Here is a 19,650-nt window from a genome sequence, read left to right on the forward strand (position 1 = left end):
TAGTGGTTTTCTTTTCTAAGAGACGCTACATACGGGGGCGCTACCTATAGAACATACAAAGTAAGGCTCCCGTACTTTCTTTCCTCTTTCAGCACTCACCACTTTCATATCCCTAGCAATCACCATGGTTCAAGAACTTAAGCGATCGCACACAAAAAGTCCTTTCCCAGAAGGCGCACCCGCTGCCTATCCCGTCTTCTATCGCACCTACAGCCGCCGCTCTAGTGATGGCAAACGGGAAACTTGGCAAGATGTTTGCGATCGCACGCTAGCCGGACTGGTGGAACTAGGTACCCTCACTGATCAAGAGCGGGATCTTGTCTCTAGAATGCAGCGTGAGCTTAAGGCGATGCCCTCTGGTCGCTGGCTATGGGTAGGTGGTACGGAGTGGAGCAAAAATCCTCAGAATTTCTCCGGTGCTTACAACTGTACGAGCACCAACGTTGTCGACTGGCGTGCGTTTGGCCTGATGATGGATTTGGCAATGATGGGCTGCGGCACGGGAGCCGTCCTAGAGCCAAAGTACATTAATCAGCTGCCGCTTATTCGAAACAAGATTAAGGTGACGATGCGGGGTGATATCGGCACGACAGTCGCTAGTCAGCGCCGAGAAGAGGCTGAAATTAAGGTAGATGAAGCCAATAGTCGCGTTGAGATTATTGCAGGCGACAGCCGGCAAGGTTGGGTGAAGTCTTACCAAACCCTGCTGGAGCTATCGACTGATGAGCGCTTTGACGGAGAAGTAGAGGCGATCATCGATCTCAGTGATATTCGCCCAGCGGGGGAGAGGCTAGAGGGTTTTGGCGGAATGGCTAATCCGGTGAAGCTACCGGAATTGTATGAGCGCTGTGCCAAAATTCTGAATAATGCGCTAGGTCGTCAGCTCAATTCTATTGAGTGCTGTCTGCTGATTGATGAAGCAGCAGCTTGTGTTGTAGCTGGCAATATTAGGCGTTGCCTGCCGGAGGATGCGCTTGTCCATACGGCAAGGGGACTCGTACCGATTAAGGATGTTCAAATTGGCGAGCAAGTTCAGACGCCGCTAGGCTACCGCAAGGTCGTGAACAAGTTCGATCAGGGGCAGCAGAATGTTCACGAGATCGAGACAAATGGGCCTGTGCCAAGGGCAACGTTGAACCACCAGATAGCTGTTTTTGGTGATGCGAAGGGTCAAGTTAAGTGGAAGCGGCTATCTGAGCTAAGTGAGGGTGATCGCCTCATGCACAGTAATCAGATACTCACTGGAACATCGACTTCCCTACCGGCTGATACAACGACTCAACGACCGGAGCAAAGCCGCACCGCTAAGGATATTCGTATTCCTAAGCTGACTGCTGCCGTAGCATGGCTAATTGGCTTTACGCACGGTGACGGATACGTTGCATTGGGACGAAACAAGCATAGTAAGCCCTATGGTCGCGTGGAATGGGCTATGAACGCGCGTGACAATGACCAGAGATTGCTTTCGCAGCTACGGTCTAAAATCGAAGCTGGGCTAGCCGAGTTTGGACTAACTGCGGCTCATGGCAGCGTTCGAGGCGAAAATACCGCCAAGTCAGTTTGTTCTAGCATTCGCTTGGCCGAGTACTTTCATACGCATATCAAGCAGCCTAACCGACCACTTGAGGTCCCTAACTATATTTTGCAAGGCTCTATAGATGTACGAGCCTCATACTTAGCTGGACTAATGGATAGCGATGGCGCGGCGAACAGCCGTCCTCCCCATTTGGTGACTAGCGTTTACCGCAATTTTGTTCGTCAGGTAGCAGCTGTTCTTTCTAGTTTGGGAATTGCAGGGCGTCTTTCGACAACCGTCCCGACCAATACAAACTGGCAAGTCAAGTACAACCTCAAGCTACCGGCGCTAAAGGGGCAATACAATGCATTGATTGCACCACATTCTGCAAAAGGCCCTGTCCGTGTAGGGCTTAAGACATACGGCTTCACTTTAAGCGGTGCGATGATGCGCGAAGCCTATTCCTATAGCGAAATGCGAGACACGGGATTTCAAGGTAGCTACAGCGTTGGCTCTAACTATGAGCGCTATGTTGCCGAAGCCGATCTCGACTTAGATATCCCGGTGACTGTCAGCGGGTTAGGCAGCTACGACCATGTACAGACCTATGATATAGAAGTTGAAGAAGCCCATTGCTTCTATTGTGACGGCTACCTTACTCATAACAGTGCGGGTATGCGTCAGTTCGACAGCAACGATGACGTTGCGACGGGTGCGAAAGAGAATCTTTGGCGACAAGATGCGGATGGGAACTGGAGCATCGACCCGACTAAAGACGCGCTGCGGATGGCGAACCACACTCGCGTGTTTCATGAAAAGCCATCACCTCAAGAAATTGAAACGGCGGTACGGAAGCAGTTTTATTCTGGAGAGGGAGCGATTCAGTGGGCAGGAGAGGCTGAAAGGCGAGCGCAAGGCAAGGGACGCTACGGTCTGAATCCTTGTGGAGAAATTTTAGGTCAAGATTTTCACTGCAACTTAGCTGAGATTCATCTTAACCAGATTAGTCCGAATGATGAACAGGCTCAAAATGATGCGTTTAGAGCAGGTGGAATTGCGGTTGCGGCGCTGCTAAATCACAGGTTTGTAGAAGAGCGCTATCAGAAATCACGCGAAGAAGATCCGATCGTAGGCGTTTCATTCACAGGCTTCTTCGACTTCTGCGTGAAGGCGTTCGGCGTAGAGTGGCTAGAGTGGTTCGCTGCAGGTCGCCCGGACACTATGCAGGGAGTGGAATTTAAGGAGAAAGAGAAAGCGTATTTGAGCCGTTGGAAGCAGATAGTGCATGAGACGGTTTGGGAGTATTGTGATCGCCACCACATCCGCCGCCCTAATCGCTGCACCACTGTTCAACCCGCCGGCACAAAGAGCCTGCTTACGGGTGCATCCTCTGGCTGGCATCCGCCAAAAGCGCAGCGCTTTATTCGCCGAATCACCTTCCGCAAAGACGATCCGGTGGCGCTAGCCTGCATGGACTATGGCTATTCAGTCATTCCATCTCAGTCTGACAAAGATGAGAAGGGCAATCTACTAGACGATCCTTTTGATCCACGCTGTACCGAGTGGCTAGTGGAGCTACCTGTAGAAGTCGGCTGGGCCAATCTACCGGGCGCTGATGAAGTATCGATTGAACAGTTTTCTGCACTGGCACAGTTTGATTTCTACATGCAGGTGCAAAAACACTACACGGCGCACAATACATCTGCCACGATTGAGCTCCGTGAGAACGAGGTTGAACCTCTAGCGCAGCGAATCACTGAAGCAATTCAAAACGACGAAGGCTATGTATCGGCGGCGTTGCTAGCCAGGTTTGATGATTTGCAAACGTTCCCTCGACTGCCGTTTGAGCCCATCAGCAAAGAGCGGTACGAAGAGATGCTGTTGGAAGTGCGATCGCGTCGCCAGACCGAAGACTTTCACGCCGCTTTAGAAAGGCATGACGCGGGTGAACTGGTTGAGGCCGGTCCTGCAGGCTGTGATTCTGACAAATGCCTAATGCCAGAAAAGAAACCTAGCTAGTTCTTGTCCACAGTGATTCATCTCATCCACAGCGATTCATTGGGTAAATCCGGTGAATCGCTGTGCGCTTACTATTACGAAGCCTTTCACAGAAACACAGTTTTATTCTGAGCCAATTTGTTCTGAGCTAATTTGTTCTGAGCTAAGTGAAAGTAATCGCTTCAAAATTCTAAACTTTCGCTTCTACAGAGCATGACTACAATTTATAAAGATAGCTGCTATAGGCAAGCTAGATTGTGTCCAAATTGTCCCAGTTAAGTTTTCAATTGTTCATCAACCTATTTTGATCTTTCGAGCTAAAAGCCCAAGCTTGACTAGGATATCAGCCTTGATTTAAAGACTACTTTTAAAACATGGGAAGGTATAGTAATGGCTTTGGCAAAAGAATCGAAGCGTCTCGATACAACAAACTTTTCTACAAAACAAGCACCCGTGAAACGGTCGATTTCGTACCGAACCACTCGCGCAGTCAGTCGAATTTTCAACGCGGCACAGATGGGATTTGCTGAAGCCTATATCAATGGGCTAGAAGTTCCAGACAGCGTGATCCGCTCGACAATCCAGGCATCGATGCCTATATTTTTCCGATACTTCCCAGGCTTACTAGCGCCTTACGAATGGGTACTCACCGAAACCGATCGAATGGCTGAAGGCTCGCAAGACCTGATGAAGTTGCAGTACGATCTGCCCCAGCCCATGCTCAATCAGATGTTAGGTAACTGGGAGGTCATCTACCCCAAATATAGTGCTGGTCTTTGGGAACGCGGTGCAAAAGACCTTAAAGAGAGCCAAATGCATATGATCGATCAAGTCATCGAGCGACTTGATATCCAAGATGGCGATCATATTCTTGATTGCGGCTGTGGTTGGGGCTGCGTTCCCAACTATATCTTGTCTAAATTCCCAAATGTTCGCTTTACTGGCCTGAACTTAAGCCATGAGCAGTGCGAGTTCATGCGAAATAAGATGAAAGACGCTAAGAGCTATCTGAGTTCAGGGCGATTCACGCTTTGTGAGGGCGACTTAAACAAGGCTGAGTTTAAAGAGAAGTTTGATAAGGTTCTGACGCTTGGCTTGTTCGAGCACGTAGGGAATCTGACGCTAGCTTTTGAAAACCTGGCTTCACTAATCAAAGATAATGGGAAAATCTTTATTCATATCATCACGGTGCGAACGCCTAACAATATGTCTTCTGGGTTTACGCACAAGTATATCTTTCCCCATGGGCGATATTGGAACTATGACGCGGTGCCGAACTGTAACCACGATCTTAAAACGGTTCAGCGCTGGTACATGAATGGAATGAACTATCACAAAACGCTGACGGTCTGGCTAGATCGCTTTGATGCCAGTCATGACACTGTGAAAGATCTTGACTATGGAATGGACTATCCTAAGTTTCGGCGCATGTGGAGGCTTTATCTACTGATGCTCGGGACAATCTTTGGCACTTGTGATGGTGAGTACAACGGCAATGGCCAGTTTTTACTAGAAAAAGCGTAACCGTTCAAAGAATGCCGCAACAGCGTATGCTCACTAGCTGGCTGTGTATGCTCACTAGCTGGCTGTCAGCTCTTGAGAAATCACGATCTGTAAAGATTTTCAGGAATGACAGTGACGTCAGCGGTATCTATAGACACGATGAAACAGACCTTCTTGGTATATTTGGGAATCGTAGACTGTATAAACGTTTCTATCCCAGAAAGACGTATATAGGAAGTCTATTTATCGCTAGCTTGAGAGTTACTAAGCTGTGCAGTCTGTCTATTGGTTTTGTTTAATTATTGGCGGTGTCTTTGTCGCGCTCTCCCTAGTCGGTGGCGATCTCTTAGATGATCTTGATGCAGATGCGGACGCGGACTTCGATGTTGATCTAGAGGCTGATCTTGACGCCGATTTTGACGCAGATGCGGATTTTGATGGTGACTTCGACGGAGACATCGATCCGGACGCCGATACAGACCTTCAGGTTGATACGGACCCTGATCTGCTGCGCTCTTACGCTCGAAAGCAAAAGAGAAGCTTCTTCAGCTTGTCTACGCTAACGAGTTTCAAGTTCTGGACGTTTGGCGGCTTTTTCTTTGGGCTAACTGGGCTGGTGATGGGGGCGCTAGAACCAGAGCTAGGTGTAGGGCTAATCTTTGCGATCGCACTCATTATGGGTGTATTCTGCGGCGGCACTCTAGTTGGTATCTTGCGCCAGCTCAAACATCGCCAGGTTGATAGTCTGCTGCGCAACGAAGATTTCGCCGGCCTTGTAGGCGTTGTCGAAATTCCATTTGATTCTAAAAGCAAGGGCAAAGTCACCCTAGAAGTAGGAGATGCTACCTTGCACCTAGTGGCGCAAACAGATGAAGAGCGAGCATTTAACGTTGGCGATTCGGTTTTGGTCGTCGGTCGTACAAGCGATCGCCTATGGGTCGTATCGGCGGAAAATGCAGCGTCCTATAGAAAGCTAAACAATCCTTCTAACCATTAATTTAATTTCTCTAACGCGCGGAGCTACAACCCATGAGCGAACCAATCTCTCAGCCCAACCTCTTGTCGAACAAAGGTAGCTTTGATGTGAGTGATCAGCCAAACTATCCGCTGACCCAGACGAATTCTAGCCGCTCCGCAGAACTCAACAAGGAGCTTGGCGAGTTCGCTCAGCTAAGCCTACAGCCTGCCGAAACTCAACAAGCTATCAACACCAGTCAAGTAGCACTAGGTGGTTCGATTTTTCTGACGTTGATTGTAATTACCGCAGTGATTGCATTCCTAAAAGCCTGTTTGAGAATATGTAAGCCCAATGAGATTCTGATTATCTCCGGTCGTAAGTACAAACAACCAGATGGTCGAGAAGTCGGCTATCGAGTGGTATTTGGTGGGCGGGCTCTGGTGATTCCGATTATCGAGCAAGTCGAAAGAATGGATATGACTACGATGCCGATTCCGGTGGAGGTGAGCAATTCTTATGCGAAAGGTGGAACGCCATTGAATATCCAGGCGATCGCAAACGTTAAAGTCTCTAGCAAACGCAACATCGTCGGCAATGCGATTGAGCGCTTCTTGGGCCGCAATCGCTCTGAGATTCGCCGGGTCGTTCGTGAAACCCTAGAGGGGAACTTGCGGGGTGTCGTGGCTAATCTTACGCCTGAACAGGTCAACGAAGATCGCCTCAACTTCGCCGAGCGGATTGCTGAAGATGTGGCCCGCGATCTTAATAAGCTAGGTCTACAGCTCGATACGCTCAAAGTTCAAAGCGTTACGGATGATATGGGCTATCTCAGCTCTATTGGTCGCCGACAGATTGCGAAGATTGTCCGCGATGCCGAAATTGCAGAGGCAGAAGCACTAGGCCAGGCTGAACGAATCGAGGCAGACTGCCAGAAGCGAGCCGAGATGTTTAAGTCTCAAGCCTTAACGATTACACAGCAAAAGCAAAATGAGCTGCGTAAGATTAAAGCCGAGCTAGACCAGCGCTCGAAATCAGAAGAAGAGCGCACGGCGGCAGCGGCGAAGGAGGCTAGAGCTAGGGCCGAGCAGCAACTGCAGACAGTTAGAGCCAAATTAGAGCGATTACGTTTGCAAGCTGACGAAGTCTTACCCGCCGAAGCCCGCCGAGAAGCGCAGGCATTACACGCTAAAGGCGCTGCCGCTGAGACCGCAGAAAATGCTAAAGCCGCCGCTGCTGTGAATGAAATGCTCGCTCAAGTGTGGCAGGAGACGGGCGCAAGTTCTAATCAAATCTTCTTGCTGCAGCAAATTGAAATGATCTTGAAAGAAGCGGCAGCGATTCCTGATCGGATGCAGCTGCAAAACATCAACGTGGTTGACAACGGAGATGGCAAGGCGATCGCGAGCTTAGCGAATGTCTATCCCGAAGTGGTCAGACAGTTTTTAGACCAGGTCAAACAGACCCTGGGAATTGATGTGATTGGAACGCTAAACTCGCACAGCATAGCTAGCCCCGACATACCTACAGAATCGCTTAAATCATGAGACCTTTACCGTTCAACAACAGTCTTTATTTACTCAACGCCTTTATCCACTTAACTAGGAGCACGAACTGATGGGAGGACTCATTATCATCTTGCTGGCCGCCGCTGGGCTAGGTTCTTTCACTATCAAGAATCTGTACTACATCTGTCAGCCGAACGAAGTGCTGATCTTTGCGGGCAGCAGTCGCAAAATGGGTAATACCAAGGTAGGTTATCGGCTAGTCAAAGGCGGTAGCAGCATTCGCACTCCCCTACTTGAAAAAGTGATGCGAATGAACCTCAACAATATGATCATTGAGCTAAAGGTTTCTAACGCCTATTCAAAAGGAGGCATTCCGCTACATGTCTCGGGGGTAGCTAATATCAAAATCGCAGGCGAAGAGCCAACTATTCATAATGCAATTGAGCGGCTATTAGGTAAGCCTCGCAAAGAAATTGAAAAGATAGCTAAGGAAACACTAGAAGGTAATCTTCGAGGTGTGCTGGCCAGCCTGACCCCTGAGCAAGTGAATGAAGACAAGATCGCGTTTGCCAAAAGCCTACTGAACGAAGCCGAAGAAGATCTTGAAAAGCTGGGCTTAGTGCTAGATACTTTGCAGATTCAGAACATCTCTGATGAGGTGCGCTATCTTGATTCGATTGGCCGCAAACAGCAGGCCGACCTACAACGAGATGCACGGATTGCAGAAGCAGAGGCTAAGGCGGAATCAGAAATTCAAACAGCTGAGAATGAGAAGATTACTCAGGTGCGTCGGCTAGAGCGCGATACCGGCATCGCTCAAGCAGCGGCTGAACAGCGAACCCAAGATGCTTTAACGATGCGAGCGGCTGTGATTGCAGAAGCCGAATCAGAGATTGCTTCTGAGCTAGCGCGTATTCAAGCAGATGTGCCCGTACAGCAAGAAAGAATTAAACAGGTGTTAGAGCAGCTCAAGGCGGATGTGATTGCACCAGCAGAGGCCGATTGCAAACGCGCAATCGCTCAGGCAAAAGGAAATGCCTCTACCATTATCGAAGAAGGAAAAGCTCAGGCCGAAGGTACCCGTAGCCTAGCCGAATCTTGGATAGCAGCAGGTGATCGAGCTCGCGATATCTTCTTGCTACAAAAGCTAGAAGTTCTGCTCAAGACGCTGACGGCTACCGTTCCTGAGGTTGCTGTACAAAACGTTACGGTCATTGACACTCAATCTGGCAACCTAGCGACTCAAGCAGCGGCGTTCATGGCTCAGCTCAAGCAAACCGCAGGCATTGACTTAGCGGCTGCAATCAACGGTCTCAATAGCGACTCAAATAGTAGTAGTAGTAACGAGAACGGTAACGGTGTAAAGGGGTCTCTTCCCCCAGCTGAGTAATTCCTCGGCTGAGTAATGATAGCGATCGCTATCTCTCCTATCTGAGTAATCAGACACCAGAGCAAAAGAAAGCGTGCCTTACAATAAAACGAACAATAAAACGAATCTATCTACCTCTTTGCTTGGAGCCTATGAGACTTTCTCCCGCTGGGCAACGCTTCTATCAGGAAGTCCAAAAATCTAACGGCCGAATTAGCTTAGCCGCTGCAGCGCTTTATATAGCTCAAGAAGAGTACTGGGATATGGACCCAGGGGTTTATCTAGAGAAACTCGATCAGATGGCCTCAACTGTGCGATCGCGCTTGCCAAGGGGCCGATATCCTCTGAAGGTGATTCAAGTTATTAATGAGTATTTGTTTGAGGAACTTAAGTTCTCAGGTAACCAAGTCGACTATTACGATCCAGATAATAGTTACTTAAACTGTGTGTTGGACCGGCGGCTGGGCATTCCAATTTCGCTGTCGCTAGTGTACTTGGAGGTTGCCCACCGAGTAAGGTTTCCGATGGTAGGTGTGGGAATGCCCGGACACTTTTTGATCCGCCCTGTGATTGAAGAGATGGAGGTATTTGTTGATCCCTTTCATCAGGGGGAAGTGTTGTTCGTCGCTGACTGTCAGGAACGATTCAGGCAGCTGTTTCCCCAGGCGCAGTGGCAGTCAGATTTTCTAAACGGGGTCATGCCTAAATCATTTCTAGCGAGAATGCTGATGAATCTAAAGAGCATCTACATACAGCTTGAGGCATACAAACAAGCGATTAGTGTGCTAGATAAACTGCTGCTGCTTCGACCTCTAGATACGCTGCAATTACGCGATCGTGGCCTGTTGCACCATCAGCTGCAAAACGATCGGCTGGCTAAGCAGGATCTAGAGAGCTACTTGCGATCGCACCCTACCCCTCCTGATAGTCTCAAAATCCAACAGATTCTCGCTGGTCTCAACCGTAGCTAGGAGGCTACCGTCGCTAGCACCGATCTTCCTTGGTACAATTTGGAACGAGTTCTATAGATAAAAAGTAAATGGATGTCATCCCGGCTATCGATCTGCTAGAAGGGCGCTGCGTACGACTATTTCAAGGCGACTATGAAAAGTCGCAGGTCTTTAACGATAACCCCGTAGAGGTCGCGAAGCAGTGGGAAGCCGAGGGCGCGACTCGTCTGCATCTAGTTGACTTAGACGGTGCTAAGGCAGGCAAGCCGGAAAACTGGCAGGCGATTAAAGCTATTGTAGCGGCCGTTGATCTGCCTGTTCAGGTGGGGGGTGGACTGCGCGATGCTGACAGAGTGAGCGCTCTGTTTGATCTAGGTGTGCAGTATGCGATTCTAGGTACCGCCGCTGTCGAAAATCCAGAACTCGTGGGACAGTTAAGCAGCCAGTTTCCTGAACGGATCATCGTCGGTATTGACGCGCGTGAAGGTAAAGTTGCAACTCGAGGCTGGCTAGAGACTTCTGAAGTCATGGCTGTTGATCTAGCCAAGCGTATGGAAGAGCAAGGCACCGCCGCTATTGTCTATACAGATATCAAGCGTGATGGCACAATGAAAGGCCCAAACTTAGCGGCCCTTAGAGAACTCGCAACGGCTATCAAAACGCCTGTGATTGCCTCGGGCGGTGTTAGCTCTACTTCAGATTTGATGAGTTTGCTAGGACTGGTGCCTGCAGGTGTCTCCGGTGTAATCGTTGGGAAAGCACTATACACAGGCGATGTCGTGCTCAAAGACGCGATTAGAGCAGTTGGCCCAGGACGCTGGCAAGATGTGCCACCGGACTTAGGAACTTCTGCGATCGCCTAGGTCATGTGATTTAGTCCACAGAACTGAGTTTCTACGATTGAGCGGAGTAGATAGCGCTAGCCGTTACTTTGCTTTAAAGCTTCAATCTCTTGGCGCATAGCAATTAGTTCTGCAGTCAAAGACTCGACTTCGTTTTTTAGCTCAGTATCTACAACGGGGGTCGCTACAGTTGTCACTGTTTTTGGCTCGGGAGGAGCACTCTGAGTAAAGGGAGAAGAGGCGCTTCTAAAAGGCTCTGGCATTTGGCTAGTAACGCCTTCAACAAAATCACGTGCTTCCTTTTCGGTAAGCGCACCCCGGACTTCAAGCTTATCTGCTAATCGCTCCCAGTCTGTGCCAATCGCTGAAAAATCAGCCGCCGCTCGCTGAGGATCTTGAATAGCTTCTACTGCTGAAGATGCAGCACCAAGCGTTACCCGGTACCCTTTTTGTAACAGCTCAGTCAATGTATCAGTATTCATAGCGCTATAAATTCATCTCTGTATAATTCATTGTGCCGCAAACCTTAGTCCCTGACTATGCACTCCAAAGAGATCCCACCACAGGCGTAGTCCATGGTACACAGCCGAGTACATAATAGTCTGGTTACCCTCTAGAGGTCAGTTCTTTAAAGGTCCGTTCTTACTCCCATTCAATCGTGCCAGGTGGCTTGGACGTAATATCGTAAACCACTCGATTAACGCCCTCCACTTCATTGACTACCCGGTTGGAAATATTTTCTAGTAGCTCATAAGGTGCTCGTGACCAATCGGCTGTCATCCCATCTTCACTACTGACTAAGCGCAGCACAATTGGGTAAGCATAGGTACGCTGATCGCCCATAACCCCAACGCTACGCACCGGTAATAAAACGCCGAATGCCTGCCAGAAATCATGATAGCTATCGCTACGACGAATCTCTTGTCGGATGATATAGTCAGCTTCTCTGAGGATATGAAGACGCTCAGCTGTCACTTCGCCCAGGATACGAATTGCTAAACCGGGGCCAGGAAAGGGATGTCGTCGAACGATGTCTTCGGGTAGGTTCACCGCAGTTCCAACTTTGCGCACTTCATCTTTAAAGAGTTTTCGCAGTGGTTCGATCAGCTTGAATCTTAGATCTTCTGGCAACCCACCGACGTTGTGATGACTTTTGATCTTGACGGCAACTCGCTCTCCCGTACTCGGATCGACATTGGTATCAGCAGATTCAATTACGTCAGGATAGAGCGTTCCTTGCGCTAGATAGTCAAAAGGTCCAAGCCGAGTCGATTCTTCTTCAAAGACTTGAATGAACTCGTGGCCAATAATTTTACGCTTTTCTTCTGGGTCAGTGACTCCCTTGATCTTGGCTAGAAATCTGTCCCTAGCGTCGATATACTCCACGTTGATATGAAATCTATTATTAAAAATTTCGATCAAGCGCTCAGGCTCACGCTTACGCATGAAACCTTGATCGATAAACATGCAGGTCAGCTGTTCACCAATCGCTTTGTGCAGCAGAAAGGCTAACGTAGAAGAGTCCACCCCTCCAGATAGGGCCAATAGGACTCGCTGATCTCCCACTTTTGCGCGCACCTCTCGGATAGCCTCTTCGACAAAAGCTTCGGTAGTCCAGGTGGGTTCGCACTGACAGATATCGTAGACAAAATTACGAATCAGGGTGCTGCCTTCGGTAGAGTGAACGACCTCTGGATGAAACTGGACGCCATAGAATTTCTTTTGGTGGTTGGCGATCGCCGCTTGAGGCGTATTCACCGTATGAGCAAGTACCTCAAATCCTTCTGGTAGCCGCGTGACTGAGTCAGCATGACTCATCCACATCGTTGAAGCGTCGGCCACGTTCTTCAGAATGTCAGTACCTGCATCAACTAACAGTGAGGCCTTGCCGTACTCGCCACGCTCCACCCGCTCGACCTGTCCGCCAAGCTGCTGCACCATCAACTGCATTCCGTAGCACACCCCTAGTACTGGAATTCCCAAATTCCAAATTTCAGGATCGCAGGCCGGAGCACCTTTATCGTAGACCGAATTAGGTCCACCCGAGAGAATGATTCCTTTAGGGTTTAGCTGACGAAGCTGCTCAGCACTGGTGCGATAAGAGAGCACTTCTGAATACACTTCTGTTTCGCGAATGCGGCGAGCAATCAGCTCAGAGTATTGTGAGCCGAAATCTAGAATCGCTAGCATCTGACGATTGAGCTTAGAGGATTCAACAGTGACTAAAGAGTCGGTAGTGTGGGCTAATGAGACTGGAGTTTGAGAAGTCACAATCAATCCTTCGGGTTTAGTTTGTATGCCTGACGGCGCTGGTGGGAATCCACCACTTGCTCTTTGAAAAAAGATTGTAAAGACAAACCAAAGAACTAAGACACTTTGGTTATGAAATCAATGGTTATGACATCGACGGTTATGAAGTCGAAGTTACGGGTTCTACTTACTAATAATGCTAAGCATCAGTAGGTCAACTACACCAAAACACGAACGCAAATTTTTATCTCAAACTTCTGAAGGTACTAGAGAGTGATTAGAGGGGCTAAGCTGAGATTGAGTTGGCGACTATCATCAAAATAATCGAACTTATAAAACCTGTTCAGTGTGTCGGTCAGGTTGGCAGTCGCTTTGCGTACCAGCTTGCTAATTAGTGGTTTTGCTGGCAAACTCAGTGGTTTTACTAGCAAACTTGATAATTATCCTAATTCTGAAGGCAATAGGCGACTGACGTTGAAAGGATACGGATATAGTATTCTACTTCCTAATTTAGAGTAACAAACTAATAGCCCCCTAAAAGGGCTAGTTAGCTAACAAAAACTGAGCGATCTTGCTTTTAACGATAATCTGTCTTTGCCGATCAAAAAGTATGCTGCCGACTTGAACAGTCCGTTCTGTATGGGTTTGAATGTAAGCGGTCGATCTCGTATCAATCCGTTCTGCCATTTGCTCATACACCTTCTCTACTCGATTCTCTTTATCTACGTGATCCAATTCTCTCAAGATTTGTAGCGCTGCCTCCACTGTTGAGCTAGCCAGCACCTGCTGTATCACAGAAGTATTGAGTCTTGCTTGAATACAACAAGCGGCCATAATCTCTTGACGAGCATCAGCAATATGGTGATGCGTATGAAAAATTCCGCCTGCTAGTTTTATGAGCTTGCCGTGATAGCCGAACAGCAAAATGGAACGCACCCCTAATTCACCAGCTTCGACGAGCAGCGGTCCTAGCCAATTTGCCGTCTTTAATCGCCTTTGCGCATCGACACCGTGCCTCAGCGCTAGGTCTAGACCGTTTTCACCCAAACAAAAGACTAGGTCTTGATAGACGGCTGCTTTTTGTCGAAGTCTCTTTCTATAGGCCGTTAGCTGCTCTGGTGCGCTCAAGGGCTGAGCGATCCCGCCAGTTCCCAGAAGCGACAAACCATCAACTACGCCAAAGGCTGCATTAGAAGTTCGTAAGGCTAACCGGCGACCTTCAGGCAGAATGATTGTCACCCTAATTTTTTGAGTACTCTTTAGCTTCGCCGATAGATGCGTATGAATTAGCTTACGAGCGTAGGCGTAGATTGCATCGCCCTGGGCATGGTAGCCGATACCCTCTCCACCTTCCAACAGAATTTGTTCTGTCTGATCCCGTTCGGCCCAACTTACCACAGACCAGACAGGTGTATGACGAGTCAGATCTAAATTATCGCCAGGATCGCTACGTGTGATAGCGAGGGCAGCAGTTTTAGAGAGCAAGGCTGACTGCTCAATAGGTATCTCAACCGTTTCGTTGGGATTGAGTAGGTTGAAAGAAGCAGTGGGTAATGCGCTAGCGTAGATAAGCTGATGGAGGGAGGCGATCGCGCCTGCACAAGCAAACACTGGCAACGTATAGCCGCTTCTAGCTTGGGTACTTTTTGTCGTCACGACTCTTCTCTATCTATATCAGTCGTTCTATCGTGTCATCTATCTTGTTAAGTTTACCTAGATAGTCCCCTCTACCTACTAACTACCTAATAGATAGTGGAGTATAGAAAGCAAGCGCTGTTCTCTTTGCCCTGCTCTTAACTCCGTTGTGATTAGCCCCATCGTGATTAGCCCCATCGTGATTAGCCCCGTTGTGATTAGCCCCGTTGTGATGACTTCTTCTAATGAGCTTACCTAATCCACCAAATGCGATTGACTATCTACGCATCAGCCTAGTCGACCGATGCAATTTTCAGTGTGTCTACTGTATGCCTGAAGGCGTTGATTTGCAGTACGCTCTCAAAGAGCATTGGCTAAGCCAAGATGAGATCTTACAGCTCTTGCGTGGCGTGTTTATTCCATTAGGCTTTACTCGGTTTCGGCTGACCGGAGGAGAGCCCCTGCTACGGCCTGAAATTGTGGACCTAGTACGAGCAATCACTCAGCTTCCTCAGACCGAAGATCTCGCTATCACCACGAATGGTTTCTTGCTCAGCAAGCTCGCCCAACCGCTCTATGAGGCAGGCTTACGGCGCATCAACATTAGCCTCGATTCGCTCAATGCCCAAACCTTTGAGCAGATAATCGGAGGAAAAGGGCGATCGCGTTGGCACGATGTCTGGCAAGGTATCCAAACCGCCCATCAAGTTGGCTTCTCGCCGCTCAAACTCAACGTCGTTGTCATTCCTGGGATTAACGATCACGAAGTGCTAGAGTTAGCTGCGCTCTCTATCGAGCAAGAATGGCACGTTCGCTTCATTGAATTTATGCCTATTGGCAACGACACTTTGTTTGGCAGCAAAGGTTGGATTGATAGTGAATCGATTCGCCTCCAGATACGCGATCGCTGGGGAATTGAGACCAGCAGTGTCAAAGGAAACGGCCCAGCAGACGTATTTCAGATTCCGGGTGCGAAAGGAACCATCGGGTTTATCAGTCAAATGTCAGAATGCTTTTGCGATAGATGTAACCGTATGCGCCTTTCCGCCGATGGTCTCTTGCGCCCTTGCTTACTCAACGAGAATGGCCAAATCGATCTGCGTACTCGCTTACGCAATGGCATCTCGCTTGCCGAGATACGCGAGCAAGTAGCGGTACTAGTCAATCAAAAACCAGAGATCAACTTCAAAATGCGTGAATCTGGCGTCACCGGAGCCTACAGCCGCACCATGTCTCAAATCGGTGGGTAGTAGTCTACTTCCCTACTAAACAAACCTATTAAACAAAAGAGCTCCTGGGTTAAACAACCCAAGAGCTTTGCAATAGACAACGGAAAAACTTCCGTTCCAGCGAGCTGTCTAGGCCTGACGAGAATAGTACTCGACCACTAGCAGCTCATTAATGTTCAAAGCAATCCATTCGCGTTCGATCACACCAGTGACCTTTGCTTCTAGCTTGCCCTTATCAAAATCTAAATGAGTTGGGATATTAGCTAAACCAGGAAACTCTAGGTTAGCGGTTACTAACTTTTTAGAAGCTTCCTTACCCCGCACCCCGATAACATCACCAGGACGGCACTGATAACTGGGAATACTAACCACACGGCCATTGACCGTAATATGACCATGATTGACAACCTGACGAGCAGCGGGAATGGTAGGTCCCATACCCAAACGAAAGATAGTGTTATCTAAACGCATCTCTAGCTGCTGTAGGATAACTTGTCCGGTGGAGCCTCCTGCTCTACGGGCCTTCTTCACATAGCGAAGAAGCTGGCGCTCGGTAACACCATAGTTGAAACGAAGCTTTTGCTTCTCTTCTAGACGAATGGCATACTCAGATTTCTTTTTCCGAGCTTGGCCATGTTGTCCAGGGGGATACGCTTTCCGAGCCGATTTGCGGGTTAAACCCGGCAGGTCGCCTAAGCGGCGTACCACTCTTAGGCGAGGACCTCTATATCGGGACATCTTGTCTCCAAAAGTATGTTTGCAGATCTCTCACTATACCTGAAAAATGCTGTAAAGAAACCAGTTAATCAAGTAATTACAGTCAGTGGACCCTTTATGTAAAGTCTTTTTTGCGGTCAGTTCCTAGTTTAAAAGGTTAGACTAGGGCGCAGTTATGCCTATGGTTCTACCTAGCGTTTGTCCTTAGCGTTTTTATCGTTCTAGTGCAGCCCCTATGCAGCAAAATTTCCTTCGCCTTAAGACTTCCTCTCAGATTGTCATCACTAGAAAAGTTGGCTGTAAAAAAGCTACGAAGCGGGCAATAGGCTCATTCTCAGCTAGTCTACTGGCAGCGGCCATGCTGATCGGAGGTACTTCTAGCCAAACGCCTGCGGTTGCACAAGCGCTTCCCCGAACCACTGATATGCCCAGTGAGCTGATGGCGCAGCTGCCTTCTGTAAGGTCCGAGGAGGAAGAGGAAGAGACGCTAGAGTACGGAGAGCTTCTCAACAAGATTGACAATGGCGAAGTGGAATCAGTTGAACTTGATCAGATTAATGGGATTGCTAGAGTTCAGCTAAAAGCCGCAGAAGCAGAAGCAGAACCTTTAGAAGTCAAGGTCTTTAGGAATGATCGTAACCTGGATCTGCAAGACAGGTTGAACGCGAATGACGTTGCCTGGGAGGTTACTCGCAACACCGACAGTAGTGCAGTGACCAGCCTGGTAACTACGGGTATCGTAGCGATGTTGGTAGTGTTTGCCATGCTTATGCTGCTGAGACGCTCTGCTAGCTCTGGCGGGGGGGCTATGAGCTTTGGCCGCTCAAAAGCTAGATTTCAGATGGAAGCAAAAACTGGTGTGACCTTTGAAGACGTTGCTGGCATCAATGAGGCGAAAGAAGAGTTACAGGAAGTGGTGACGTTTCTGAAAAATCCTGAGCGATTTACAGCGATTGGTGCTCGCATCCCCAAAGGTGTTTTGCTAGTGGGTCCACCAGGGACAGGTAAGACGCTCCTTGCCAAGGCGATCGCGGGCGAAGCGGGGACACCTTTTTTCAGCATCTCTGGATCAGAATTTGTTGAAATGTTTGTGGGCGTAGGTGCTTCTCGGGTACGTGATCTGTTTAAAAAGGCTAAAGAGAATGCGCCCTGTATTGTCTTTATTGATGAAATTGATGCGGTAGGCCGTCAAAGAGGAACTGGCATCGGTGGCGGCAATGACGAGCGAGAGCAAACGCTGAACCAGTTGCTCACCGAAATGGATGGCTTTGAAGGCAATAGTGGCATCATTGTGATTGCGGCGACTAACCGGCCTGATGTTTTGGACTCTGCTCTACTGCGTCCAGGTCGTTTTGATCGGCAAGTAGCCGTCGATTTGCCAGGACTTAAAGGCCGACTGGGCATATTGGAAGTACATGCGCGCGATAAGAAAATTGCTGAAGACGTAGAGATGGATGCGATCGCCCGCCGAACCACTGGATTTTCGGGTGCTCAGCTGGCAAATCTTCTCAACGAAGCTGCGATTCTTACGGCTAGGCGGCGCAAAGATGCCGTCACGATGCTCGAAGTCAATGATGCAATTGACCGACTTACCATTGGACTAAGCCTTAATCCGCTGATGGACAGTAAGAAAAAAAGACTACTGGCTTATCACGAGGTCGGCCATGCCCTTATCGGCTCTCTTAGCAAGTACGGTGGATTGCTCAACAAAGTAACCATCATTCCACGCTCTGGGGGTATTGGTGGTTTTGCCAGCTTCGCTGTTCAAGAAGATCGATTAGATAGCGAGTTTCTAAGATCCTACGGTGAGATTATTGATGATCTGGTGATGTCACTTGGAGGCCGGGCTGCTGAAGAAGTTATCTTCGGGGAAGCAGAAGTCACTTCTGGAGCCTCTAGTGACATTCGCTATGTCAGCAAGCTAGTCAAAGATATGGTAACTAACTATGGAATGGCAGCTCTATCACCTAAAGATGACTCAAAAGCAGCAGTGCGCACCGACATTATGGGTGGTGGCGAAGAATATTCTGACGAGTTAGCTGCTGAAATCGACGATAGGATGAGAGAGATTTCTCAAGAATGCCTAGATAAGGCTAGAAAGATCATCAGTGATAACCGAGTATTAGTCGATCGGCTAGTGGATATCCTAATTGAGAAGGAAACGCTAGAGGGCGATGAGTTTCGAGACATCGTCAGCGAATACATTACGCTTCCTCAAAAGGAGGAAGTTAAGATTGGCTAGCACTGAATAAGACCTCTGCAGAGGTTAGTCCTGTAGAGGTCTGGTATTAGAGATCTATTATCGGTCCTGCTATAAGAACTCTGGTTGAAAGTGTAGGGCTTGCTTAGCAAAGTCATTAGGTGACGCTTAACAAAGATGTCATAGAGACAACTTGGACAACTTAGCGAGTAGCGAGCTGATGAATCCCTACCGTTGACCATCAGCCATTGCTTGCAAGACTAAACCCGGGTCTACCCAATCATCTTGATAGCGCATTCCCCAGTGAAGGTGTGGCCCCGTAGTTCGACCGGTCATACCTACTCTACCGATGCGATCGCCTGTGTATAGTTGCTGCCCTTCTACTAGCCGCACACCTCCTGGACCGTCTAAAAAGACTTTGCGCCCTCGTTCTTTTTTCACATAGCCTTGCATATGACAATATATATGAGTCCAATCGCCCGAACTGATCACAACTGATGTTCCACAAGCGCTATCGTCGGACACTTCTACTACATGGCCTTCCCACCAGTTGCGAATATAGCTTCCAGTTGGGGCGGCGATATCGATACCGTAGTGAAAACCAGAATCCCTATAGCCGTAGGGAGAAGTGTAGGCCTGAAAGTTTTCAACTGGAAAAGACGCAATTTGCCAGGGCTCACTCGCTCTAGCGATTTGAGCATCCGGAACAGCTACGGCTGCTTGCCTTAAAGTCTGGGGTACTAGTTCACCTGCACCAGCTAGTAACACTCCAATAGCTAGTAGCAAACTACTTAAGATAGCTTTTCGTCGGCGAGAAAATCGCTGCACAGAAAGCCATCTACCGGAAAACGGTCTCCAGTTTGAGCATAGAGAGGCAAGGAAGTGTCGCTTCATACAAAGAACAATGGGTTGTACGGGACATAGAACCTATGTATTTACACTGAAAGAAATCATACTTCCAACACTGCAATCACTCTG

14 protein-coding genes are annotated in these 19,650 nt (G+C 48.6%); 9 read left to right on the plus strand and 5 right to left on the minus strand.

The window, feature by feature from the left end; genetic code table 11:
• The first annotated feature begins 124 nt into the window (after window positions 1-124).
• From nrdJ to hisA, 7 genes are all read left to right on the plus strand, one after another.
• Window positions 125-3,535, plus strand: a complete 3,411-nt coding sequence (gene nrdJ / locus S7335_RS17725) for a ribonucleoside-triphosphate reductase, adenosylcobalamin-dependent (RefSeq protein WP_006455733.1) — start codon at window positions 125-127, stop codon at window positions 3,533-3,535.
• Between the two features lie 369 nt (window positions 3,536-3,904).
• Window positions 3,905-5,038, plus strand: coding sequence for a cyclopropane-fatty-acyl-phospholipid synthase family protein (locus S7335_RS17730; RefSeq protein WP_006457345.1), 1,134 nt, complete (start codon window positions 3,905-3,907; stop codon window positions 5,036-5,038).
• Between the two features lie 250 nt (window positions 5,039-5,288).
• Window positions 5,289-6,014 carry a hypothetical protein gene (locus S7335_RS17735; protein ID WP_006454536.1) on the plus strand — a complete coding sequence of 242 codons (726 nt, stop codon included), beginning with the start codon at window positions 5,289-5,291 and terminating at the stop codon, window positions 6,012-6,014.
• A gap of 32 nt (window positions 6,015-6,046) precedes the next feature.
• A complete protein-coding gene (locus S7335_RS17740; protein WP_006454991.1) occupies window positions 6,047-7,519 on the plus strand; it encodes a flotillin family protein in 1,473 nt (490 codons plus the stop codon).
• A gap of 70 nt (window positions 7,520-7,589) precedes the next feature.
• The gene (locus tag S7335_RS17745; RefSeq protein WP_006456450.1) at window positions 7,590-8,870 is read left to right on the plus strand and encodes a flotillin family protein; all 1,281 of its coding nucleotides are present in this window, start codon (window positions 7,590-7,592) and stop codon (window positions 8,868-8,870) included.
• Window positions 8,871-9,001: 131 nt separating this feature from the next.
• Window positions 9,002-9,820: a SirB1 family protein gene (locus S7335_RS17750; protein ID WP_006453624.1), complete on the plus strand. Its 819-nt coding sequence runs from the start codon at window positions 9,002-9,004 to the stop codon at window positions 9,818-9,820.
• A gap of 68 nt (window positions 9,821-9,888) precedes the next feature.
• Complete coding sequence (gene hisA, locus S7335_RS17755; RefSeq protein ID WP_006454228.1) at window positions 9,889-10,662, plus strand: 1-(5-phosphoribosyl)-5-[(5-phosphoribosylamino)methylideneamino]imidazole-4-carboxamide isomerase; 774 nt, start codon at window positions 9,889-9,891, stop codon at window positions 10,660-10,662.
• 56 nt (window positions 10,663-10,718) lie between these two features.
• On the opposite strand, the gene S7335_RS17760 is transcribed toward hisA, so the two are convergent.
• The 3 genes from S7335_RS17760 to cbiD all read right to left on the minus strand — a co-directional run bounded on the left by S7335_RS17760 (window position 10,719) and on the right by cbiD (window position 14,547).
• Window positions 10,719-11,123 carry a hypothetical protein gene (locus tag S7335_RS17760; RefSeq protein ID WP_006455957.1) on the minus strand — a complete coding sequence of 135 codons (405 nt, stop codon included), beginning with the start codon at window positions 11,121-11,123 and terminating at the stop codon, window positions 10,719-10,721.
• Between the two features lie 160 nt (window positions 11,124-11,283).
• A complete protein-coding gene (gene guaA / locus S7335_RS17765; RefSeq protein WP_006453935.1) occupies window positions 11,284-12,912 on the minus strand; it encodes a glutamine-hydrolyzing GMP synthase in 1,629 nt (542 codons plus the stop codon).
• A 522-nt stretch (window positions 12,913-13,434) separates the two neighbouring features.
• A complete protein-coding gene (cbiD, locus tag S7335_RS17770) occupies window positions 13,435-14,547 on the minus strand; it encodes a cobalt-precorrin-5B (C(1))-methyltransferase CbiD (RefSeq protein ID WP_006455780.1) in 1,113 nt (370 codons plus the stop codon).
• Between the two features lie 224 nt (window positions 14,548-14,771).
• Between cbiD and moaA the strand changes: the two genes are divergently transcribed.
• Entirely contained in the window at window positions 14,772-15,776 is a 1,005-nt protein-coding gene (gene moaA / locus S7335_RS17775; protein WP_006455028.1) for a GTP 3',8-cyclase MoaA, read from the plus strand.
• 108 nt (window positions 15,777-15,884) lie between these two features.
• Here moaA and rpsD read toward each other — a convergent pair whose 3' ends face one another.
• The gene (rpsD, locus tag S7335_RS17780) at window positions 15,885-16,493 is read right to left on the minus strand and encodes a 30S ribosomal protein S4 (protein WP_006454078.1); all 609 of its coding nucleotides are present in this window, start codon (window positions 16,491-16,493) and stop codon (window positions 15,885-15,887) included.
• A gap of 214 nt (window positions 16,494-16,707) precedes the next feature.
• Between rpsD and ftsH the strand changes: the two genes are divergently transcribed.
• Window positions 16,708-18,714 carry an ATP-dependent zinc metalloprotease FtsH gene (gene ftsH, locus S7335_RS17785; RefSeq protein WP_006453460.1) on the plus strand — a complete coding sequence of 669 codons (2,007 nt, stop codon included), beginning with the start codon at window positions 16,708-16,710 and terminating at the stop codon, window positions 18,712-18,714.
• A 186-nt stretch (window positions 18,715-18,900) separates the two neighbouring features.
• On the opposite strand, the gene S7335_RS17790 is transcribed toward ftsH, so the two are convergent.
• On the minus strand, window positions 18,901-19,566 hold the full coding sequence (locus tag S7335_RS17790; RefSeq protein WP_083785103.1) for a M23 family metallopeptidase: 666 nt from the start codon (window positions 19,564-19,566) through the stop codon (window positions 18,901-18,903).
• Window positions 19,567-19,650 lie beyond the last annotated feature (84 nt).

Origin of the sequence: Synechococcus sp. PCC 7335 (assembly GCF_000155595.1) — a bacterium.
GTDB lineage: Bacteria > Cyanobacteriota > Cyanobacteriia > Phormidesmidales > Phormidesmidaceae > Phormidesmis.